Genomic DNA, 14681 nt, shown 5'->3' on the forward strand with positions numbered 1-14681 from the left:
GGCGCGCCGCGATCGAGGTCACCCCGGCACAGGATGCGCCCGCGCGCCCGGCATGCCACCGGCCGGCAATGGCCGCCACCAACGGAGACACGATGCGATCGAGATGGCGCACGGTGATGTGGCTCGCTGCCTGCCTGGTGGTGCTGGCCGGTGTCGCGTGGTGGTTCGCGCGGCCCCGGCCGATCGACGCGCTGGCGAGCGTGCCCATGGTGTCGCCGCAGTCGGAGCCGGCCCGGCGCGGCGCCGTGCTGGCCGCGGCCGGCGACTGCATGGTCTGCCATACCGCGCGTGACGGCCGCCCCTATGCGGGCGGCCGGCCGCTCGCCACGCCGTTCGGTGCGATCGAATCGACCAACATCACGCCGGACCCCGACACCGGCATCGGCCGCTGGTCCGTGGCAGCGTTCGCGCGCGCGATGCGTCGCGGCATTTCCCGCGACGGACACTACCTCTACCCGGCATTCCCCTATCCGCACTTCACGAAGCTGTCCGACGCCGACATCGCGGCGCTCTACGCGTTCCTGATGTCGCGCCGGCCGGCCGCCGCGCCGCCGCCGCGCAACCATCTGGCGTTTCCGTTCGATCACCGGCCGCTCGTCGCGTTCTGGAACCTGCTGTTCCTGCACGAAGGCCCGCAGCAGCCGGACCCGGCCCGCCCGGCCGACTGGAATCGCGGCCGCTATCTGGTCGACGCGCTCGGCCACTGCGGGGCCTGCCATACGCCGATGAACCGGCTCGGCGCCGAGCAGCCGTCGCGCGCGTTTCGCGGCGGCCTGATCGACGGCTGGGACGCGCCCGCGCTGAACGCATTGAACAGCGGCGGCAGCGGCGCGCCGCGCTGGACCGCGAGCGAGCTGGCCGACTATCTGCACGACGGCTTCTCGTCCGCGCACGGCGCCGCGGCCAGGCCGATGCGACCGGTCACGGACAGCCTGCGGCAGGTGCCGCGCGCCGAGGTGGAAGCGATCGCCGCCTACCTGCTGTCGCTCGATCCCGGTCCGGCCGCGCCACCCTCGCCCGCGCCCGGCCCGCGTTCGCTCGCGCCGAACCCGTTGTTCGAAGGCGCCTGCGCGTCCTGTCATGCCGCCGGCTCGCCGATGCAGATCGCGGGCGCGCGGCCGCCGCTGTCGAACGCGACGAGCCTGCATGCCGGTTCGCCGCGCAACGCCGTGCGGATGATCCTCGACGGCAACGGCTGGGACGGCAGCCACGGCGCCTATTACATGCCCGGCTTCGCGAACCTGCTGACCGACGAACAGATCGCGCAGCTCACGCGCTATGTGCGCGACCGCTACGGCTCCGGCCCGCCCTGGCCCGATCTCGACGCCGCCTATGTCGCGCGGCTGCGCATGGAGACCTCACCGTGAAGCTCATCCTCAGCGTCAACGGCCAGCCGCGCGCGGTGGACGTCGATCCCGCCATGCCGCTGCTGTACGTGCTGCGCAATCATCTCGACCTGAACGGCGCCAAGTTCGGCTGCGGGCTCGGCCAATGCGGCGCCTGCACCGTGATGCTGGACCGCGACGCCGTGTTCTCGTGCCTGCTGCCGGTGTCGGCCGTGGCGGGCCGCGCGATCCGGACCGTCGAGGGGCTCGGCACGGCAGCGCGCCCCGGCCGGCTGCAGCAGGCCTTCATCGACCGGCAGGCCGCGCAGTGCGGCTATTGCATCGCCGGCATGATCATGCGCGCCGAGGCGCTGCTCGAAGCGAATCCGCATCCGAGCGACGCGGAAATCCGCGAACACATGCAGCCGAACCTGTGCCGCTGCGGCACCCACATGCGCATCCTCGCGGCCGTGCGCGACGTGGCCGGCGGCCCCGCCCATCCGCCCCGGAGCGGCGCATGAAGCCGCTCGCGAGGCCGGCGAGCGCGGCGCGCCGCCGGTTCCTGACCGAGGGCGCGCTGGTGGTCGGCTTCACGCTGGCGCCCGCGCTGCGCGCCATGGCGCAGCAGACCACCACCGAGGCCGGCAGCTTCACCGCCAGCGCGCCGACGCTGCCCGGCAGCCTGAAGCTCGCGCCGCTGCTCGACGCCTGGATCCGGATCGACGAACACGGCATCACCGTCTGCACCGGCAAGGTCGAGCTGGGCACCGGCATCCGCACCGCGATGATCCAGCTCGCGGCCGAGCAGCTGCGGGTGGGCGTCGATGCCGTCACGCTCGTCACCGCCGACACGCGGCTCACGCCGAACGAGGGCTACACGGCCGGCAGCCATTCGATCGCCGACAGCGGCACCGCGATCTTCAACGCCGCCGCGCAGGCCCGCGAGCTGCTGGTCGAGGCGGCCGCGCGCAAGCTCGGCGTGGCCCCCGCCGAGTTGCGCGCCCGCGACGGCAAGGTGTTCGCGAACGACGGCCGCGCCCTGAGTTACGCCGAAGTGGTGCGCGACGTGAACCTGCATCGCAACGCCGCCGCGCGCTCCGATCTCGGCGCGCCGGACGCCTGGCGCGTCGTCGGGCGGCCGGTGCCGCGCGTGGACATCCCGGGCAAGGTCTCGGGCGGCCCCAGCTACGTGCAGGACCTGCGCCTGCCCGGCATGGTGCATGCGCGCGTGGTGCGCCCGCCCGCCTACGGCGCGAGCCTGATCTCGGCCGATCTCGACGCGGTGCGGGCCATGCCGGGCGTGCTCGCGGTGGTGCGCGACGGCAGCTATCTGGCGGTGGTCGCCCGCGACGAATGGGAGGCCATTCAGGCCATGCGCGCGCTGGCGGCGTCGGCGCAATGGCGGCCCGGCCCCGCGCTGCCGGCCCAGGCCACCGTTCACGACCTGCTGATGACGTTTCCCGCCGAGGACATCGCCGTGGCCGCGCGCGCCGCGCCGGCCGGCGCGGCCGTGACCACGCGCTCGGCGCAATACCGCAAGCCCTATCTCTCGCACGGCTCGATCGGGCCGTCCTGCGCCGTCGCCCATCTCGACGGCGACACGCTGACGGTCTGGACCCACACCCAGGGCGTGTTCCCGCTGCGCGCGGGCCTGGCCGAGATGCTGTCGATGCCGCCCGAGCGGATTCACTGCATCCATCTGGAAGGCGCCGGCTGCTACGGCCACAACGGCGCCGACGACGCCGCCGCGGACGCCGCGCTGATCGCGCGCGCCGTGCCCGGCCGGCCGGTGCGCGTGCAATGGATGCGCGAGCAGGAACATGGCTGGGAGCCGTTCGGCCCGGCCATGACGACACGCGTCTCGGCCGGGCTCGACGCCTCGGGGCGCATCGTCGGCTGGCATTACGAACTGTGGAGCAACGGCCACAACAACCGCGTCGAGAACGCCGGGCGCCTGATGCCGACCTGGTTGCTCGCGCAACCGTTCACGCCGAAGCCGCAAAAGGAAATTCCGATGCCGGAAGGCGGCGCCGACCGCAACAGCGTCCCGCTCTACGCGATCCCGAACCTGAGCGTGACCGACCACTTCATCCAGACCGCGCCGATCCGCGTCTCGGCGATGCGCGGGCTCGGCGCCTACATGAACGTGTTCTCGACCGAGAGCTTCATCGACGAACTCGCGCACGCGGCGCACGCCGACCCCGTCGCGTTCCGCCTCGCGCATCTCGGCGACGCGCGCGCGATCGACGTGATCCGGCTCACCGCGGCGCGCTTCGACTGGCCGCGCCGGCCCGCCGGCGGGCGCGGGCACGGCACCGGCTTCGCGTTCGCCCAGTACAAGAACCTGATGGCCTACCTGGCGATCGCCGTCGAACTGACCGTTGACGCGGACACCGGCGAGGTCGCGCTCGGGCGCGTGGTCGCGTCGGTGGACTGCGGGCAAGTGGTCAACCCCGACGGCGTGAAAAACCAGATCGAAGGCGGCATCGTGCAGTCGGCGAGCTGGACGCTGTTCGAGCGCACCACGTTCGACACGCAGCGCGTGACCAGCTTCGACTGGAGCGCTTACCCGATCCTGCGCTTCGGCTCGCTGCCGCGCTCGGTGGAGGTGCATCTGATCGACCGGCCTGCCATGCCCTTCCTCGGCGTCGGCGAGGCCGCGCAGGGGCCGACCGCCGCCGCCATCGCCAACGCGATCTTCGATGCCACCGGCAAGCGCATCCGCGAGACGCCGCTGCTGCCGGAGAAGCTGCGGGGCTGAGGCGCGACAGCGAAGCGATCACGGCCGGGCCGGGCCTGTGGACCGGAGCGCTTGCAGCGCTGGCGCGAGGCCGGCCCCGCGTTTTTCGCGCGACGCCGTGGCCGGTGCCGCCGGGCTTGCGAGACCGACCTCGCCCGCCCGGTTACTGCCCGGTTACTGCCCGGTTGCTGCTCGATTGCCGCCGAGCATCCGGCACCGCGCGCCGCCGCAGGTGCCGGCGGGCGTCCGCCCTGGTCCGGCGGCGTTACCGGCCGTTCGCCTTCGGCTCGGCGGGCTGCGCCATCGACGCGGCGTGCGGGCCGCCCCGATCGCCGGGCGCCGGCCGCGAGGCCCGCGCCGACGGCGTCAGCGGGCTCGTGGGGCCGGAGACGGGATCGCCGTGATAGGTCATGCCGGCAGTGGCGGCGCCATGCGCATTGCCGCCCTGCCCGGCCTGTGCAGGCGGGCAGCATGCCGCGCCCGCCAGAATTGCCATGCTCGTCATCAGAAGCTTCATGTCCGGCTCCGGTTCGCGCGCCGCCGGAATGGCGGCGCAACCCTCGCAATTACGTGGGAGAGCCGCCCCCGGATGCATGCCGGCGCCTCGGCGATCGGCAAGCCGCCACACTGACGCGCCGCGGGCCTACGGAGCGCCGTTCCCGGCGCGCTCGCGCGTGCCGGATCGCGTGCCCGCCGGCGGGCCGCACTCAGGCCAGCGCGTGGACCGGCACCAGCGTCGCGCCGTCGTAGAGCTTGCCGAAGCGGTTGCCGAGGAACGCCTCCAGCGACACCTGCTCCTGCCGCACGAAGCCGCGCTGCGGCAGCGCCCCTTCGCGGAACAGGTCGAGCACGGCGCACATCGAGCCGGCGGTGGTGATCTGGATCGCGCTCATCGGCATGCCGCCGATCTCGTTGGCGAAGATCTTGCGCGTGAACACGTCCTGCACGAGCTGGCCGCGCTTCACGCCCGTCACGGTCACGAACACCAGCACCACGTCCTGCGTGGTGGTCGGCACCGCGCGGCGCAGCATCGCCTTCAGCGCGTCGCGGTCGGATTCGAGCCGCATGTCGCCGAGCAGGAACTGCATCAGGTCGCGATGGCCGGGATAGCGGACCGTCTTGTAGTCGAGCGTGCCGACCTTGTCGGCCAGCGTCTCGCAAAGCGTGCCGAGCCCGCCCGAGGTATTGAACGCCTCGTATTCGGTGCCGTCGAGCGAGAAATGCTCGAGCCCTTCGAGCGGCTGCACCCACTGGCGCTGGCCGTCGCGAATCGCCTCGCAGGGCTGGCAGTATTCGTTGACGAGCCCGTCCACGCTCCAGGTCAGGTTGTACTTCAGCGCGTTGGTCGGAAATTCGGGCAGCGCGCCCACCCGCATCTTCACGTCGCGGACCTCGCTGAAGCCCGCCACCAGCGAATGCGCGGCGATGCCGATGAAGCCCGGCGCGAGCCCGCATTGCGGCATGAACGCATGCTCGGCGCCGTCGGCGAGGCCGCGGATCGCCTGCGTGGCGCGCACGTCCTCGGTCAGGTCGAAGTAGTGGACGCCGGCGGCTCGCGCGGCGCGCGCGACGTTCACGGCCAGGTAGTACGGCAGCGCGTTGACGAGCGCGTCGAAGCCCTTCAGCGCGTCGCGCAGCGCGTTCGAATCGGCGGAATCGACGCGGCGCGTGGCGATGCCGGCCTCGGCGAGCCTGGCGAGCGCGTCGGCGTCACGATCGAACGCGACCACCTCGTAGTCGCCGGCTTCACGCAGCAGATGGGCAATGGTATGGCCGATGAGACCGGCGCCGACGATGGCGATCTTCATGGTGACGCTCCTGACGTGATTGTTGTGAGTGGCATGGCGGCTTGCCTGTCGAAGAGTGTACGGATCGGCAAAAACACTTGATAGACGGAAAATGATGCGCTTCGACGCCGAATCATGTCGTTTCGACGATCGATTTCGTCGTTTCGACGTCCCGTCATTTTGAAGGCACGGCGTGGGCGCATCAGAGCGCCGACAGCGCCGCCGCCTCGCTCGCGCAATGCAGATCGAGCGCGCGAACCTGCTCCGCCATGTAGTCGACGAACACGCGAATGCGGGCCGGCAGATGCTTGCGGCTCAGGTAGCACACGTAGTGGCCGCGGTCGTCGGGCGCATAAGGCGTCAAGCACGACACGAGGCGCGTCTGCCGCAGGAGATCGCAGACCTGATAGGCGGGCAGCTGGGCAATGCCCACGCCGTCGAGCACCGCCTGCACGATGAGGTCGATGTCGTTGAAGGTGTGCTGCGCGCGCGGCAGCTGCTTGCGGACCACGCCGTCGACCTTGAATTCCCACTCGCTGACGCGGCCCGAGGTGCTGCGAAAGTTGATGCAGCGATGCTGGGCAAGCTCGTCGATGCACCGCGGCAGGCCGTACTGTTTCGCATAGAGCGGCGAGCCGCAGACGATCATCTGCATCGGGATCAGTTTCTTCGCCACCACCTCGCTGTCTTCCATGCGTCCGTCGCGAAATCCGACGTCGACGCGCGCCGCGATGAAGTCGGCGGGACGGTCGTCGAGCAGGAGTTCGAGCCCGATGTCCGGATACAGGGCCTGGAAGCCGCGCAGCAGCGGCGCGACGACCTTGCGCCCGAATCCGGGCGGCGCGCTGATCCGCAAAGGCCCGCTCGGCGGCCCGCTGCGCAATTCGCGCATGTCCTCCAGCGCCTGCACGATGCGCTCCACGCCCGGGTGGCAGTTTCGATAGAACAGTTCGCCCTCGCGCGTCAGCGAGGTGCTGCGCGTGGTACGCAGAAAAAGCCGGGCGCCGAGCTGCGCCTCGAGCTTCTGCACGTTCCGGCTGACCGCCGAGCGGCCGATGCCGAGGCGGTCCCCGGCCCTGGCGAAGCTGCCTTCGTCGGCTACGGCGAGAAACGACACGACGCCGGCATAACTGGTGGCGAAACAGCTCGCGAGCGAGCTGGCGGCGTGGAGGCGGGAAAACGATTCGTCGGACATGGTCGGCATGATTCGGGGTTTCGTCTTCGACAAGACGTTTCAACCGAATCCGCTGTGACATGGCCGGCCAGCAACGGTGGCCTGACGAGCCGCCGCGCTGCGCAATGCCGCCGGCCGATCCGGCGCCGCCCGGCCAATCGGGTCGATCGGATCAATCGGGCTGGTTCGTCCGGGCTCGGGCCGGCCGCAAACCGGCCGCAAATCGGCCACAGGCCGGCCGCCCGTCGGCCACCCGAGCCGCCCGTCAGCCGCCGGCGACGCGCGCCGCGATGCGCGCCAGCTTGTCGGGATTGCGTTGCACCTGGATCAGCACGATGCGCTCGCCGTCGGTCTCGTAGGTCTGCGCCGATTCGAGCGCGCCTTCGATAAAGCGCAGCAGCGCCCATTGCCCGTTGAGCACGACGAGCCTGACCTGCAGGTCGGCCCGGTAGCGCAGCGCCGCGGCGTAGAAAAGCTGGGCGATGCGCCGGCCGCCCACCATCGGCTCCGGAAAGCTCTGCACCCGGCCGCCACCGTCGCCCAGCAGCATCGCGTCCTCGGCCAGCATCGAATGGATCACGCTGAAATCGCCGCGCTCCAGCGCGTGGGCGAACGTCTGAAGCAGCCGATGGTGCGTCTGCGGGGACACGGCGTAGCGCGGCCGCCCCTCGCGCAACTGCGCCTTGGCGCGGCTCACCATCTGCCGGCACGCCGCCTCGCTCTTGCCCATCACCTTCGCCACTTCGTCGTAGTCGGCATCGAAGACCTCGCGCAGCAGGAACGCCGCGCGCGCTTCCGGGCTCAAGCGTTCGAGCAGCATCAGGAAGGCGACCGAGATGTCGTCCGCGCGCTCCTTCACCTGCTCCGGCGTGGCGGGCGCCTCGGCGAGGTGCGGCTCGGGAAGCCAGATGCCGATATACCGCTCGCGCTGGATTTTCGCGGCGCGCAGACGGTCGATGGAGATGCGCGTGGCCACCGCGACGAGCCACGCCTCGGCGTTCTCGATGGTGTCGCGGGCGGCCGAATGCCAGCGCAGCCAGGCGTCCTGGACCACGTCCTCGGCCTCCGCCACCGAGCCCAGCATGCGGTAGGCGATGCCCTGCAGCCGGGGGCGCAGCCGGTCGAAAACACTCGCGTCGTCCATCGGGCGATCCTCATGCACAGTGACGTTGAAGGCGGCGGACGATGCGCCGTGCCGCAAGCGCGCCCGGTGCCCCGCAAGGCGCCCGGGGCGATCGCACCGCCGGCCCGTATTCCGCCACGAAACCGGATGAACCGCAACGGCCTGCCGGGCAAGGCCTTCCCCAAGCGGCGGATCGGGCCGGCGCGGGCCACGCGGCGCGCCGTTCGCCATCGGCCTGACCGGTCGGCTCCCGTGCGCCGGAACCGACCGGCCGCATGGCGCCGCTCAGCCGAACGACGCCAGCGGATCGCCCGCCGCCAACGCATCGGCACGATTCGGCGCCGGCGGATAGATCCACTGCGTGTTGATCATCTGCTTGCGCGCCTTCCCCTCCGCGTGCGTCAGCTTGATCTGCCGGTCCCAGCCTTCCGAGTAGACTGCCCCCCACTCGCCGAGATCGAGGCAGGTCGCGTAAAACGGCTGGCGATACGGCAGCGTCGCCGCGCCGATCAGATCGGCCGCCACGTTGTGGCCGCCGAACTTCCCCATCACCATCGCATGCTGGCATGACATCAACGCGTCATGCCCGGCATCGTCGGTCCGCACGCGTGCCACGTCGCCCGCCACGAACACCTCGGGCGCATCCGCCACGCGAAGATCGGGCGCAACTTCGACGCGGCCGAGTTGATCGAGGCGCGACGACACCTGCGCGGCGAGCTTGCTCGCGCGCATGCCGCCCGCCCACACCACCGTCATGGCTTCGATATGCGCGCCGGATGCCGTGCGAACGCCGCCCGCTTCGACCGACACGACCGGGGCGCCCAGCACGGTTTCCACGCCGAGCGCCTCGAACGCCTCGGCAACATAGGGCCGCGGGTTCGGCCCGAGGTCGGGTCCGATCTCGGCTTGCGATCCCACGACGATCACCTTGATCGCGGCGTCGGGGCCCATCAGCGCGCGCATCCGCTTGGGCAGCTCGGTGGCGATCTCGATGCCGGTGAAGCCGCATCCCGCCACGACCACCGTATTTCGCGCACGCGAATCCGGTAGCCTGGCCAGCTCCTCGAGATGGCTCTCGAGTTCGGCCGCGTCCTCCATGCAGTCGACCGAGAACGCATAGTCGGCGAGCCCGGGAATCGCCGGCCGGGCGAGCTGGCTGCCGCTCGTCAGCAGCAGCCGGTCATAATCGAGCGAACGGGTTTCGCCGCTGGGGCCCGTCACGCGCACGGTCCTGTCGTGAACGGCGATTGCGTCGACACGCCCGGCGCTGTAATGCACGTTCGCGGCATCGAGCAGCGGCAACAGCGGCGCGAACATGCGACGCGGTTCGCTCTCATACATCCGGGGCCGAATCTGCAGCTCGGGTTTCGGCGAAATCAGCGTGACGTCGACCTCGGCGGCCATGCCGGCCCGGTCGAGCACCCGCGCCGCGCCGAGCGCGCCCCACACGCCGGCAAAGCCGGCGCCCACAATCAAGATTTTCTGCGACATGTTTCACACCTCAGGTTTCGGGTTGCCAGACAGGCGGCGCGCTCCGGGGCCAGCCACGCCCGGCACCGGCGGCACGCCGCGACGATTGCCGGTGGCCGGGCGATCCCGTCCGCGCCGATCGCCGTCGTGACAAAGCGTAGACGCCGCCATTCAGCGGCAGTAGATCCCCCGGGGAAGTCACCGCGTTGCCTGCGCGGCAACAATCCCCGGGAGCGTTGGAAAGCCGGGCGGGCGAGCGCCCCGCGGCACCCGGCCGCGATCGCCGCGCACGCCTGACGTTCGTCCGGCCGGGCCATCCGCCGGGCGTCAGTCCGGAGCGCGGTGGTATCGGGCGACATAGCGTGCGCGGCCGATCACGTTCCCGTGCATCTGGAACGCGACGACGGCCGGGCTGGCCGCCGGCGCCACGTCGAGCCGCGCGACGTCGAGCGCCGATACCGTCACGACGTACCGATGCGTTTCGCCCGCGGGCGGACACGGGCCGCCGTATCGCGATTCACCGAAGTCCGTCAAGGTCTCGATCGCGCCCGCCGGCAACCGCTCGGGATGGCCGGAGGCGCCTTTTTCGAGCACCGAGACGGACGGCGGGAGATTGGCGATCTCCCAATGGGTCCAGCCGAGGCCGCCCGTGGGGGCGTCGGGGTCGAACATGGTCACCACCAGGCTTTTCGTGCCGCGCGGCACGTGGGTCCACGAGATGCGGGGCGAGACGTTCTTGCCATGGCAGCCGAAGCCGCCATACACCTGCTCGCCGGAAAACCGCCCGCGCGTGAGATCCGCGACCTTGACCGTGAACGGCTCGGCGCCGGCGGCCGCCGGCATCAGCGACAGCGCCATCGCACTGCAGGTCAACGCGGACAGAAGGGTCTTCATAGTCATGCTTCGTTCCGATGAATGATGCGGCGAACCGCCCGCCGGGAATCGATCAGTAATCCCAAGTTACCGGCACGAACCGGAACGTATCGCCGTGTTTCGAAACGTGGCCGATGGACGGAAACGCCACATGCGCGGCAGCCAGCAACGCCCCCGTTTCGGCCGCCTCCTCGAGCAGCGCGACACGCACGTCGAGCGCTTTCTCGGGGTCGTGCTCGAAACCGTTCTGCCACTCGGGATGATCGAAATTGACTTCGAAAATCGCGTCGCCGACGAAGGTCAGTTTCTCGCCGTTCGAGGCGATGTCCACGACGCAGTGTCCCGGGGTATGGCCGCCCGTGACGCGCGCCGATACACCGGGGGCAATCTGCGCGGCCCCGTCGAACGGCACGATGTTGCCGCCGTATTGCTCCACGAAGCTGGCAGCCGCCTTGCGCAGCGCCGGCGGCACCGCTGCGGGCATCACCGTCCTGCTGAAGTCCGGATTCTTCCAGAACGCGAGTTCCTGTGCCGAGACGTGAATGCGCACGTCCTCGCGCAACCGGGCCTTCATGCCGTCGACGTTCAGGCCGCCGACGTGGTCCATGTGCATGTGCGTGATCACGATATCGGTGATCCCGGCCAGGTCGATGCCGGCCGTTTCCAGCCGCATCATCGAGCGGCCGGCGCGCGTGAAGTACTCGAAGCCGTCGCCCACGCCCGAGTCGATCAGGATCAGGCGCTCCCCGCTGCGCACGAGCGCGACGTTGAGCGCCCAGTCGAACATGTCGCGCTGCAGGAAACGGCCGTCGAACCATGCGTTGCGGTCGGCTTCGCTCACGTTGGTGGACATCGTGGAAGTGGGCAGGGGCAGGACGCCGTCGCTGATCAGCACGACCTGAACGTCGCCCACCTGAACGGCGTAGCGCGACGGCACGAGTTCTCCCGCGCCTGCCGTGCCGAGGTTGCTGGTAACGGGCTGGATATTGCGGATCGCCTGTTTCATCATCAATAGTCCTTATGAATGGGGGAGTCTGGATTACTTGCGGCGCGATTCACGGGAGGCCCGGAGTGCCTCGTACCCGTTGCGATCGAATGTCGAAGAAGCGCGTGAGGGATAGTAATCAGAGGCGACGCGCGGCAGTAGCATCGCGGGTGCAGACGCCATGTTGTCCGGACGGAAACAATCCGCCGCTTGCGGGCGAGGGGCGGCACGTCCGCCTTCAGCGCGACGATGGCGAAGCGGCCTCGGGCAGCGTCGATACGGCCCGCCCTGGCAAGCTCGAGGCGCGATGCGGACGCGCCGCGGCGCATCCCCGTGCGGCGGCCGGATGGCGGGGGCGGCCCGCGCGAATGACCATCGCCCTGGCTGGCGCGCCAGGGCGGCGTCGAGGTACAAGGCAATCGCCACCACCGGCCCCGCCGGCATGCTCCGGTACGAACCGGCACGCACGCCGATCGCGAGCGGCATCGTCACCCTCGCCTTGGCCTCGCCTTCGCCTCCGGCCTGGCTACAGCGCTTTCGCCGGCGGCGCCTCGCGCTGCACCGCCGTGCCGCAGCCGCTGCAGAACGGGAAGAACGCGAAATTGCGCGTGGTGCAGGCGCAGGTCTGGAACAGACGCAGCCCGCAATGGATGCAGAATGTGGCGTGCTCGCCGCCGAGGCTCCAGGGCTTGTCGCACGACGGGCAGGTCTTCTTCTGGAACGACGCGATCGCCTTCTCGTAGCCGATCGCCTGCGCGCGTTCGTCCCGGCTGCGCTGCAGCTCGTCGCGCTTGCGCTCGACATAGCGCTGGAACGCCCGCAGCATGGCCACGCCCGCGAACGCCGTCAGCGCGATCCCGACCACCACGCGCACATAGCCGCCGAAGTCGGGCAGATACGGCACCAGCTCGACGAAGAACGCCGACAGCGCGAACAGGCCGAAGCCATAGACGAACGGCCAGTAGCGCGCGCGGCGATGGCGCACGAACAGCCAGACCGCGATCAGCAGCACCGGCAGCGTGAACGCGAGGCGATAGCCGAACACCGTCAGCGAATAGCGGCGCAGCGCGGCCTCGTAGCGCGTGTCGGCGTCGCGGTGCGCCTGCTCGGTGCGCACGTCGAGCACCGCCGAGCGCGCCGCCAGCGCGTGGAGCTGGTCGCCGAGCGTGTCCTGCTGCTTCTGCCAGCCGGCCAGCGCCGCCTGCAGCGTGTCGAGCGCCTGCGTGCGCGCGAGCAGTTCCGGATTGCGGCTGCTGTCGCCCGTCGCGCTGCGCGTGGCGACCCAGTTGCGCAAGCCCTCGCGGGCGTTGTCGTAATCACGCCGCGCGCGCGTGGCGCCGGCGTTCGCGGTCTCCTGCCGCGCGCTCAGGCTCTCGCGCTCGCCGTCGAGCGCGCGCCGCTCGTCGCGCAGGGCCGCGTCGCGCGCCGTGTCGGAGAACTGCGAGATATCGGGCGGGCCGCCGCGCGGCGCGAACATCAGGTCGCGGATCACGAGGCTGCCGAGCATGTTCAGGAACAGCGCGAACACGATCGCGATCGCCCATGATGCGATGCGCAGCCACCGTTCGGGGCGGGAAAACGCCTGACTGGTCTTCATGGCTTCTCTCCGTCTGGGATCGCTGATGCCGCCTGCTGCCGCTCGTGCAGTTCATGCCGCGTGGAACCGCTTCGCGCCCGCGTGCCGGGCGTGCCTTCGCGGCTAGCGGCGTCAGCGGCGCGCGTGCGCCGTGCCGCGCCGCCCTGTTTCTCGCGTCGATGCGCTGCGCGGCGGCCCGCGCGTGGCGGCCATGCCGGGCGTCACACCGCGATCGTGCCGCGATCGATCTTGCGCGCGAGGATGATCGAGGTGGTGGTGCGCTCCACGCCGTCGAGCGAGCCGATCTCGTCGAGCAGGTCGTTCAGGCGGCCCGGCGAATCGGCGCGCAGCCACGCGACGTAATCGTATTCGCCGCTCACCGCGCAGAGCAACTGCACCTCGGGCATCCGGTCGAGCCGCTTCAGCACGTCCTGGCCGAACTTCGGCGCGAGGATGATGCCGACATAGGCCACCAGGCTCGCATCGAGCACGTCCTGACCCAGCCGCGCGCTGTAGCCGGCGATCACCTGCGTGCGCTCGAGCCGCTCGATCCGCGCGATCACCGTCGTGCGCGCCACGTCGAGCTGGCGCGCGAGCTCGGCCACGCTGGCGCGGGCGTTGGCCTGCAGCAGCGCGACGAGATTGCGGTCGAGCGCATCGAGCTGGTCGAGTCGGGGTGGGCGCATGACAATTTCCGTGACAAGGTGTCGCGATAATAGCGCCTTCCGAGATAAACGCGGCCCGCCCCGCGGCCGCGCGAGACGGCGTTCGCGCGAGGCCTGGCGACCGTGCGGACGGTTTGGTCGCGGCGATTTCGGTTTCGTTTCGGTTGTAAGCAGATGTCGCTGCACTGCACATTTTGCCGGGAGCATGCTACTAATAGCGCGCGGCTCCGGCTCGCGGCTTGCTTCCGATCGATGGACGGGCGCCGCCGGTTGCCGTATGACACCACACAGGAGTTCAAATGAAAAAGATCTCGCTGACCCTCGCTGCGCTGTTCGCGCTCACCGGCTCGATCGCCGCCCAAGCCCAGACGCCCGCGTCGGCTCCCGCTGCCGCATCGGCGTCGGCCGCCACGCACGCTGCCCGCCACGAGGCACGTGTCGAGGAACGGATCGCCTACCTGCACAAGCAGCTGAAGATCACGTCGGCGCAGGAAGCCCAGTGGAAGCCGTTCGCCGACACGATGCGCGACAACGGTGAAACGATGGGCCGCCTCTATGGCGAGCGCATGGAAAACAAGAAGACGGCCACCGCCGTCGACGACGTCAAGCAATACGCCGACATCGCCCAGGCGAACGCGGACGGCGCGAAGAAGCTGGTCGACACGTTCAGCCCGCTCTACGACGCGCTGTCGCCGGAGCAGAAGGCACTGGCCGACAAGACGTTCGGCGAGCGCTGGGAGCATCACGGCCAGCACGCCGCGAAGCGAGCACCGCATCATGCGATGAAGAAACCGGCAGCACCGGCCGCCGACGCGGCCAGCGCCCCGGCTGCGCAGTAAGGACGGCTGCCCGGGGCTTTGCTCCGGGACGCTGACGGCCCGGCCCACCGCGGTATCGCGGTGGGCCGGTTTTTTTTGCGGCGGTTTTTTGTGGTGGAGGCGGCGTGGGAGGTGTGGAGGCGGG

At 70.3% G+C, this 14681-nt stretch carries 13 protein-coding genes; 4 read left to right on the forward strand and 9 right to left on the reverse strand.

Annotated features, from left to right (window positions below):
- Window positions 1-92: 92 nt before the first annotated feature.
- Genes BpN12_RS25205 through BpN12_RS25215 form a run of 3 tightly spaced genes read left to right on the forward strand, consistent with a single transcriptional unit; the run spans window position 93 to window position 4086 of the window.
- Window positions 93-1367 (forward strand): cytochrome c, encoded by a 1275-nt coding sequence (locus BpN12_RS25205; protein WP_246794975.1) that lies wholly within the window; start codon window positions 93-95, stop codon window positions 1365-1367.
- Between the two features lie 53 nt (window positions 1368-1420).
- Window positions 1421-1846 carry a (2Fe-2S)-binding protein gene (locus BpN12_RS25210; RefSeq protein ID WP_246797995.1) on the forward strand — a complete coding sequence of 142 codons (426 nt, stop codon included), beginning with the start codon at window positions 1421-1423 and terminating at the stop codon, window positions 1844-1846.
- Window positions 1843-4086: a xanthine dehydrogenase family protein molybdopterin-binding subunit gene (locus tag BpN12_RS25215; protein ID WP_246794976.1), complete on the forward strand. Its 2244-nt coding sequence runs from the start codon at window positions 1843-1845 to the stop codon at window positions 4084-4086. Before BpN12_RS25210 ends, BpN12_RS25215 begins: the two co-directional genes overlap by 4 nt.
- A 244-nt stretch (window positions 4087-4330) precedes the next feature.
- Here the strand turns inward: BpN12_RS25215 and BpN12_RS25220 are convergent, their stop codons facing one another.
- From BpN12_RS25220 to BpN12_RS25260, 9 genes are all read right to left on the reverse strand, one after another.
- Window positions 4331-4582 (reverse strand): hypothetical protein, encoded by a 252-nt coding sequence (locus BpN12_RS25220; RefSeq protein ID WP_246794977.1) that lies wholly within the window; start codon window positions 4580-4582, stop codon window positions 4331-4333.
- A 190-nt stretch (window positions 4583-4772) separates the two neighbouring features.
- Window positions 4773-5873 (reverse strand): saccharopine dehydrogenase family protein, encoded by a 1101-nt coding sequence (locus BpN12_RS25225; protein WP_246794978.1) that lies wholly within the window; start codon window positions 5871-5873, stop codon window positions 4773-4775.
- A gap of 181 nt (window positions 5874-6054) precedes the next feature.
- Window positions 6055-7056 (reverse strand): LysR family transcriptional regulator, encoded by a 1002-nt coding sequence (locus tag BpN12_RS25230; protein WP_425306322.1) that lies wholly within the window; start codon window positions 7054-7056, stop codon window positions 6055-6057.
- A gap of 235 nt (window positions 7057-7291) precedes the next feature.
- Window positions 7292-8170 (reverse strand): RNA polymerase sigma-70 factor, encoded by an 879-nt coding sequence (locus BpN12_RS25235; RefSeq protein ID WP_246797997.1) that lies wholly within the window; start codon window positions 8168-8170, stop codon window positions 7292-7294.
- A gap of 264 nt (window positions 8171-8434) precedes the next feature.
- A complete protein-coding gene (locus BpN12_RS25240; RefSeq protein WP_246794979.1) occupies window positions 8435-9640 on the reverse strand; it encodes an NAD(P)/FAD-dependent oxidoreductase in 1206 nt (401 codons plus the stop codon).
- A 306-nt stretch (window positions 9641-9946) separates the two neighbouring features.
- The gene (locus BpN12_RS25245) at window positions 9947-10519 is read right to left on the reverse strand and encodes a YbhB/YbcL family Raf kinase inhibitor-like protein (protein ID WP_246794980.1); all 573 of its coding nucleotides are present in this window, start codon (window positions 10517-10519) and stop codon (window positions 9947-9949) included.
- A gap of 46 nt (window positions 10520-10565) precedes the next feature.
- Window positions 10566-11498: an MBL fold metallo-hydrolase gene (locus tag BpN12_RS25250; protein WP_246797998.1), complete on the reverse strand. Its 933-nt coding sequence runs from the start codon at window positions 11496-11498 to the stop codon at window positions 10566-10568.
- Window positions 11499-12003: 505 nt separating this feature from the next.
- The gene (locus BpN12_RS25255) at window positions 12004-13074 is read right to left on the reverse strand and encodes a zinc ribbon domain-containing protein (RefSeq protein ID WP_246794981.1); all 1071 of its coding nucleotides are present in this window, start codon (window positions 13072-13074) and stop codon (window positions 12004-12006) included.
- A 200-nt stretch (window positions 13075-13274) separates the two neighbouring features.
- The gene (locus BpN12_RS25260) at window positions 13275-13739 is read right to left on the reverse strand and encodes an Lrp/AsnC family transcriptional regulator (RefSeq protein ID WP_246794982.1); all 465 of its coding nucleotides are present in this window, start codon (window positions 13737-13739) and stop codon (window positions 13275-13277) included.
- A gap of 278 nt (window positions 13740-14017) precedes the next feature.
- Between BpN12_RS25260 and BpN12_RS25265 the strand changes: the two genes are divergently transcribed.
- The gene (locus BpN12_RS25265) at window positions 14018-14557 is read left to right on the forward strand and encodes a Spy/CpxP family protein refolding chaperone (RefSeq protein WP_246794983.1); all 540 of its coding nucleotides are present in this window, start codon (window positions 14018-14020) and stop codon (window positions 14555-14557) included.
- The last annotated feature ends 124 nt before the right edge of the window (window positions 14558-14681 follow it).

This window comes from Burkholderia perseverans (genome assembly GCF_022870505.1).
GTDB lineage: Bacteria > Pseudomonadota > Gammaproteobacteria > Burkholderiales > Burkholderiaceae > Burkholderia > Burkholderia plantarii.

Bases quoted from the DNA above. Each gene is read 5' to 3' on its own strand.
- BpN12_RS25205 (WP_246794975.1), top strand. From the start codon at position 93: ATGCGATCGAGATGGCGCACGGTGATGTGGCTCGCTGCCTGCCTGGTG.
- BpN12_RS25210 (WP_246797995.1), top strand. From the start codon at position 1,421: ATGCCGCTGCTGTACGTGCTGCGCAATCATCTCGACCTGAACGGCGCC.
- BpN12_RS25215 (WP_246794976.1), top strand. From the start codon at position 1,843: ATGAAGCCGCTCGCGAGGCCGGCGAGCGCGGCGCGCCGCCGGTTCCTG.
- BpN12_RS25220 (WP_246794977.1), bottom strand. From the start codon at position 4,582: ATGAAGCTTCTGATGACGAGCATGGCAATTCTGGCGGGCGCGGCATGC.
- BpN12_RS25225 (WP_246794978.1), bottom strand. From the start codon at position 5,873: ATGAAGATCGCCATCGTCGGCGCCGGTCTCATCGGCCATACCATTGCC.
- BpN12_RS25230 (WP_425306322.1), bottom strand. From the start codon at position 7,056: ATGCCGACCATGTCCGACGAATCGTTTTCCCGCCTCCACGCCGCCAGC.
- BpN12_RS25235 (WP_246797997.1), bottom strand. From the start codon at position 8,170: ATGGACGACGCGAGTGTTTTCGACCGGCTGCGCCCCCGGCTGCAGGGC.
- BpN12_RS25240 (WP_246794979.1), bottom strand. From the start codon at position 9,640: ATGTCGCAGAAAATCTTGATTGTGGGCGCCGGCTTTGCCGGCGTGTGG.
- BpN12_RS25245 (WP_246794980.1), bottom strand. From the start codon at position 10,519: ATGACTATGAAGACCCTTCTGTCCGCGTTGACCTGCAGTGCGATGGCG.
- BpN12_RS25250 (WP_246797998.1), bottom strand. From the start codon at position 11,498: ATGAAACAGGCGATCCGCAATATCCAGCCCGTTACCAGCAACCTCGGC.
- BpN12_RS25255 (WP_246794981.1), bottom strand. From the start codon at position 13,074: ATGAAGACCAGTCAGGCGTTTTCCCGCCCCGAACGGTGGCTGCGCATC.
- BpN12_RS25260 (WP_246794982.1), bottom strand. From the start codon at position 13,739: ATGCGCCCACCCCGACTCGACCAGCTCGATGCGCTCGACCGCAATCTC.
- BpN12_RS25265 (WP_246794983.1), top strand. From the start codon at position 14,018: ATGAAAAAGATCTCGCTGACCCTCGCTGCGCTGTTCGCGCTCACCGGC.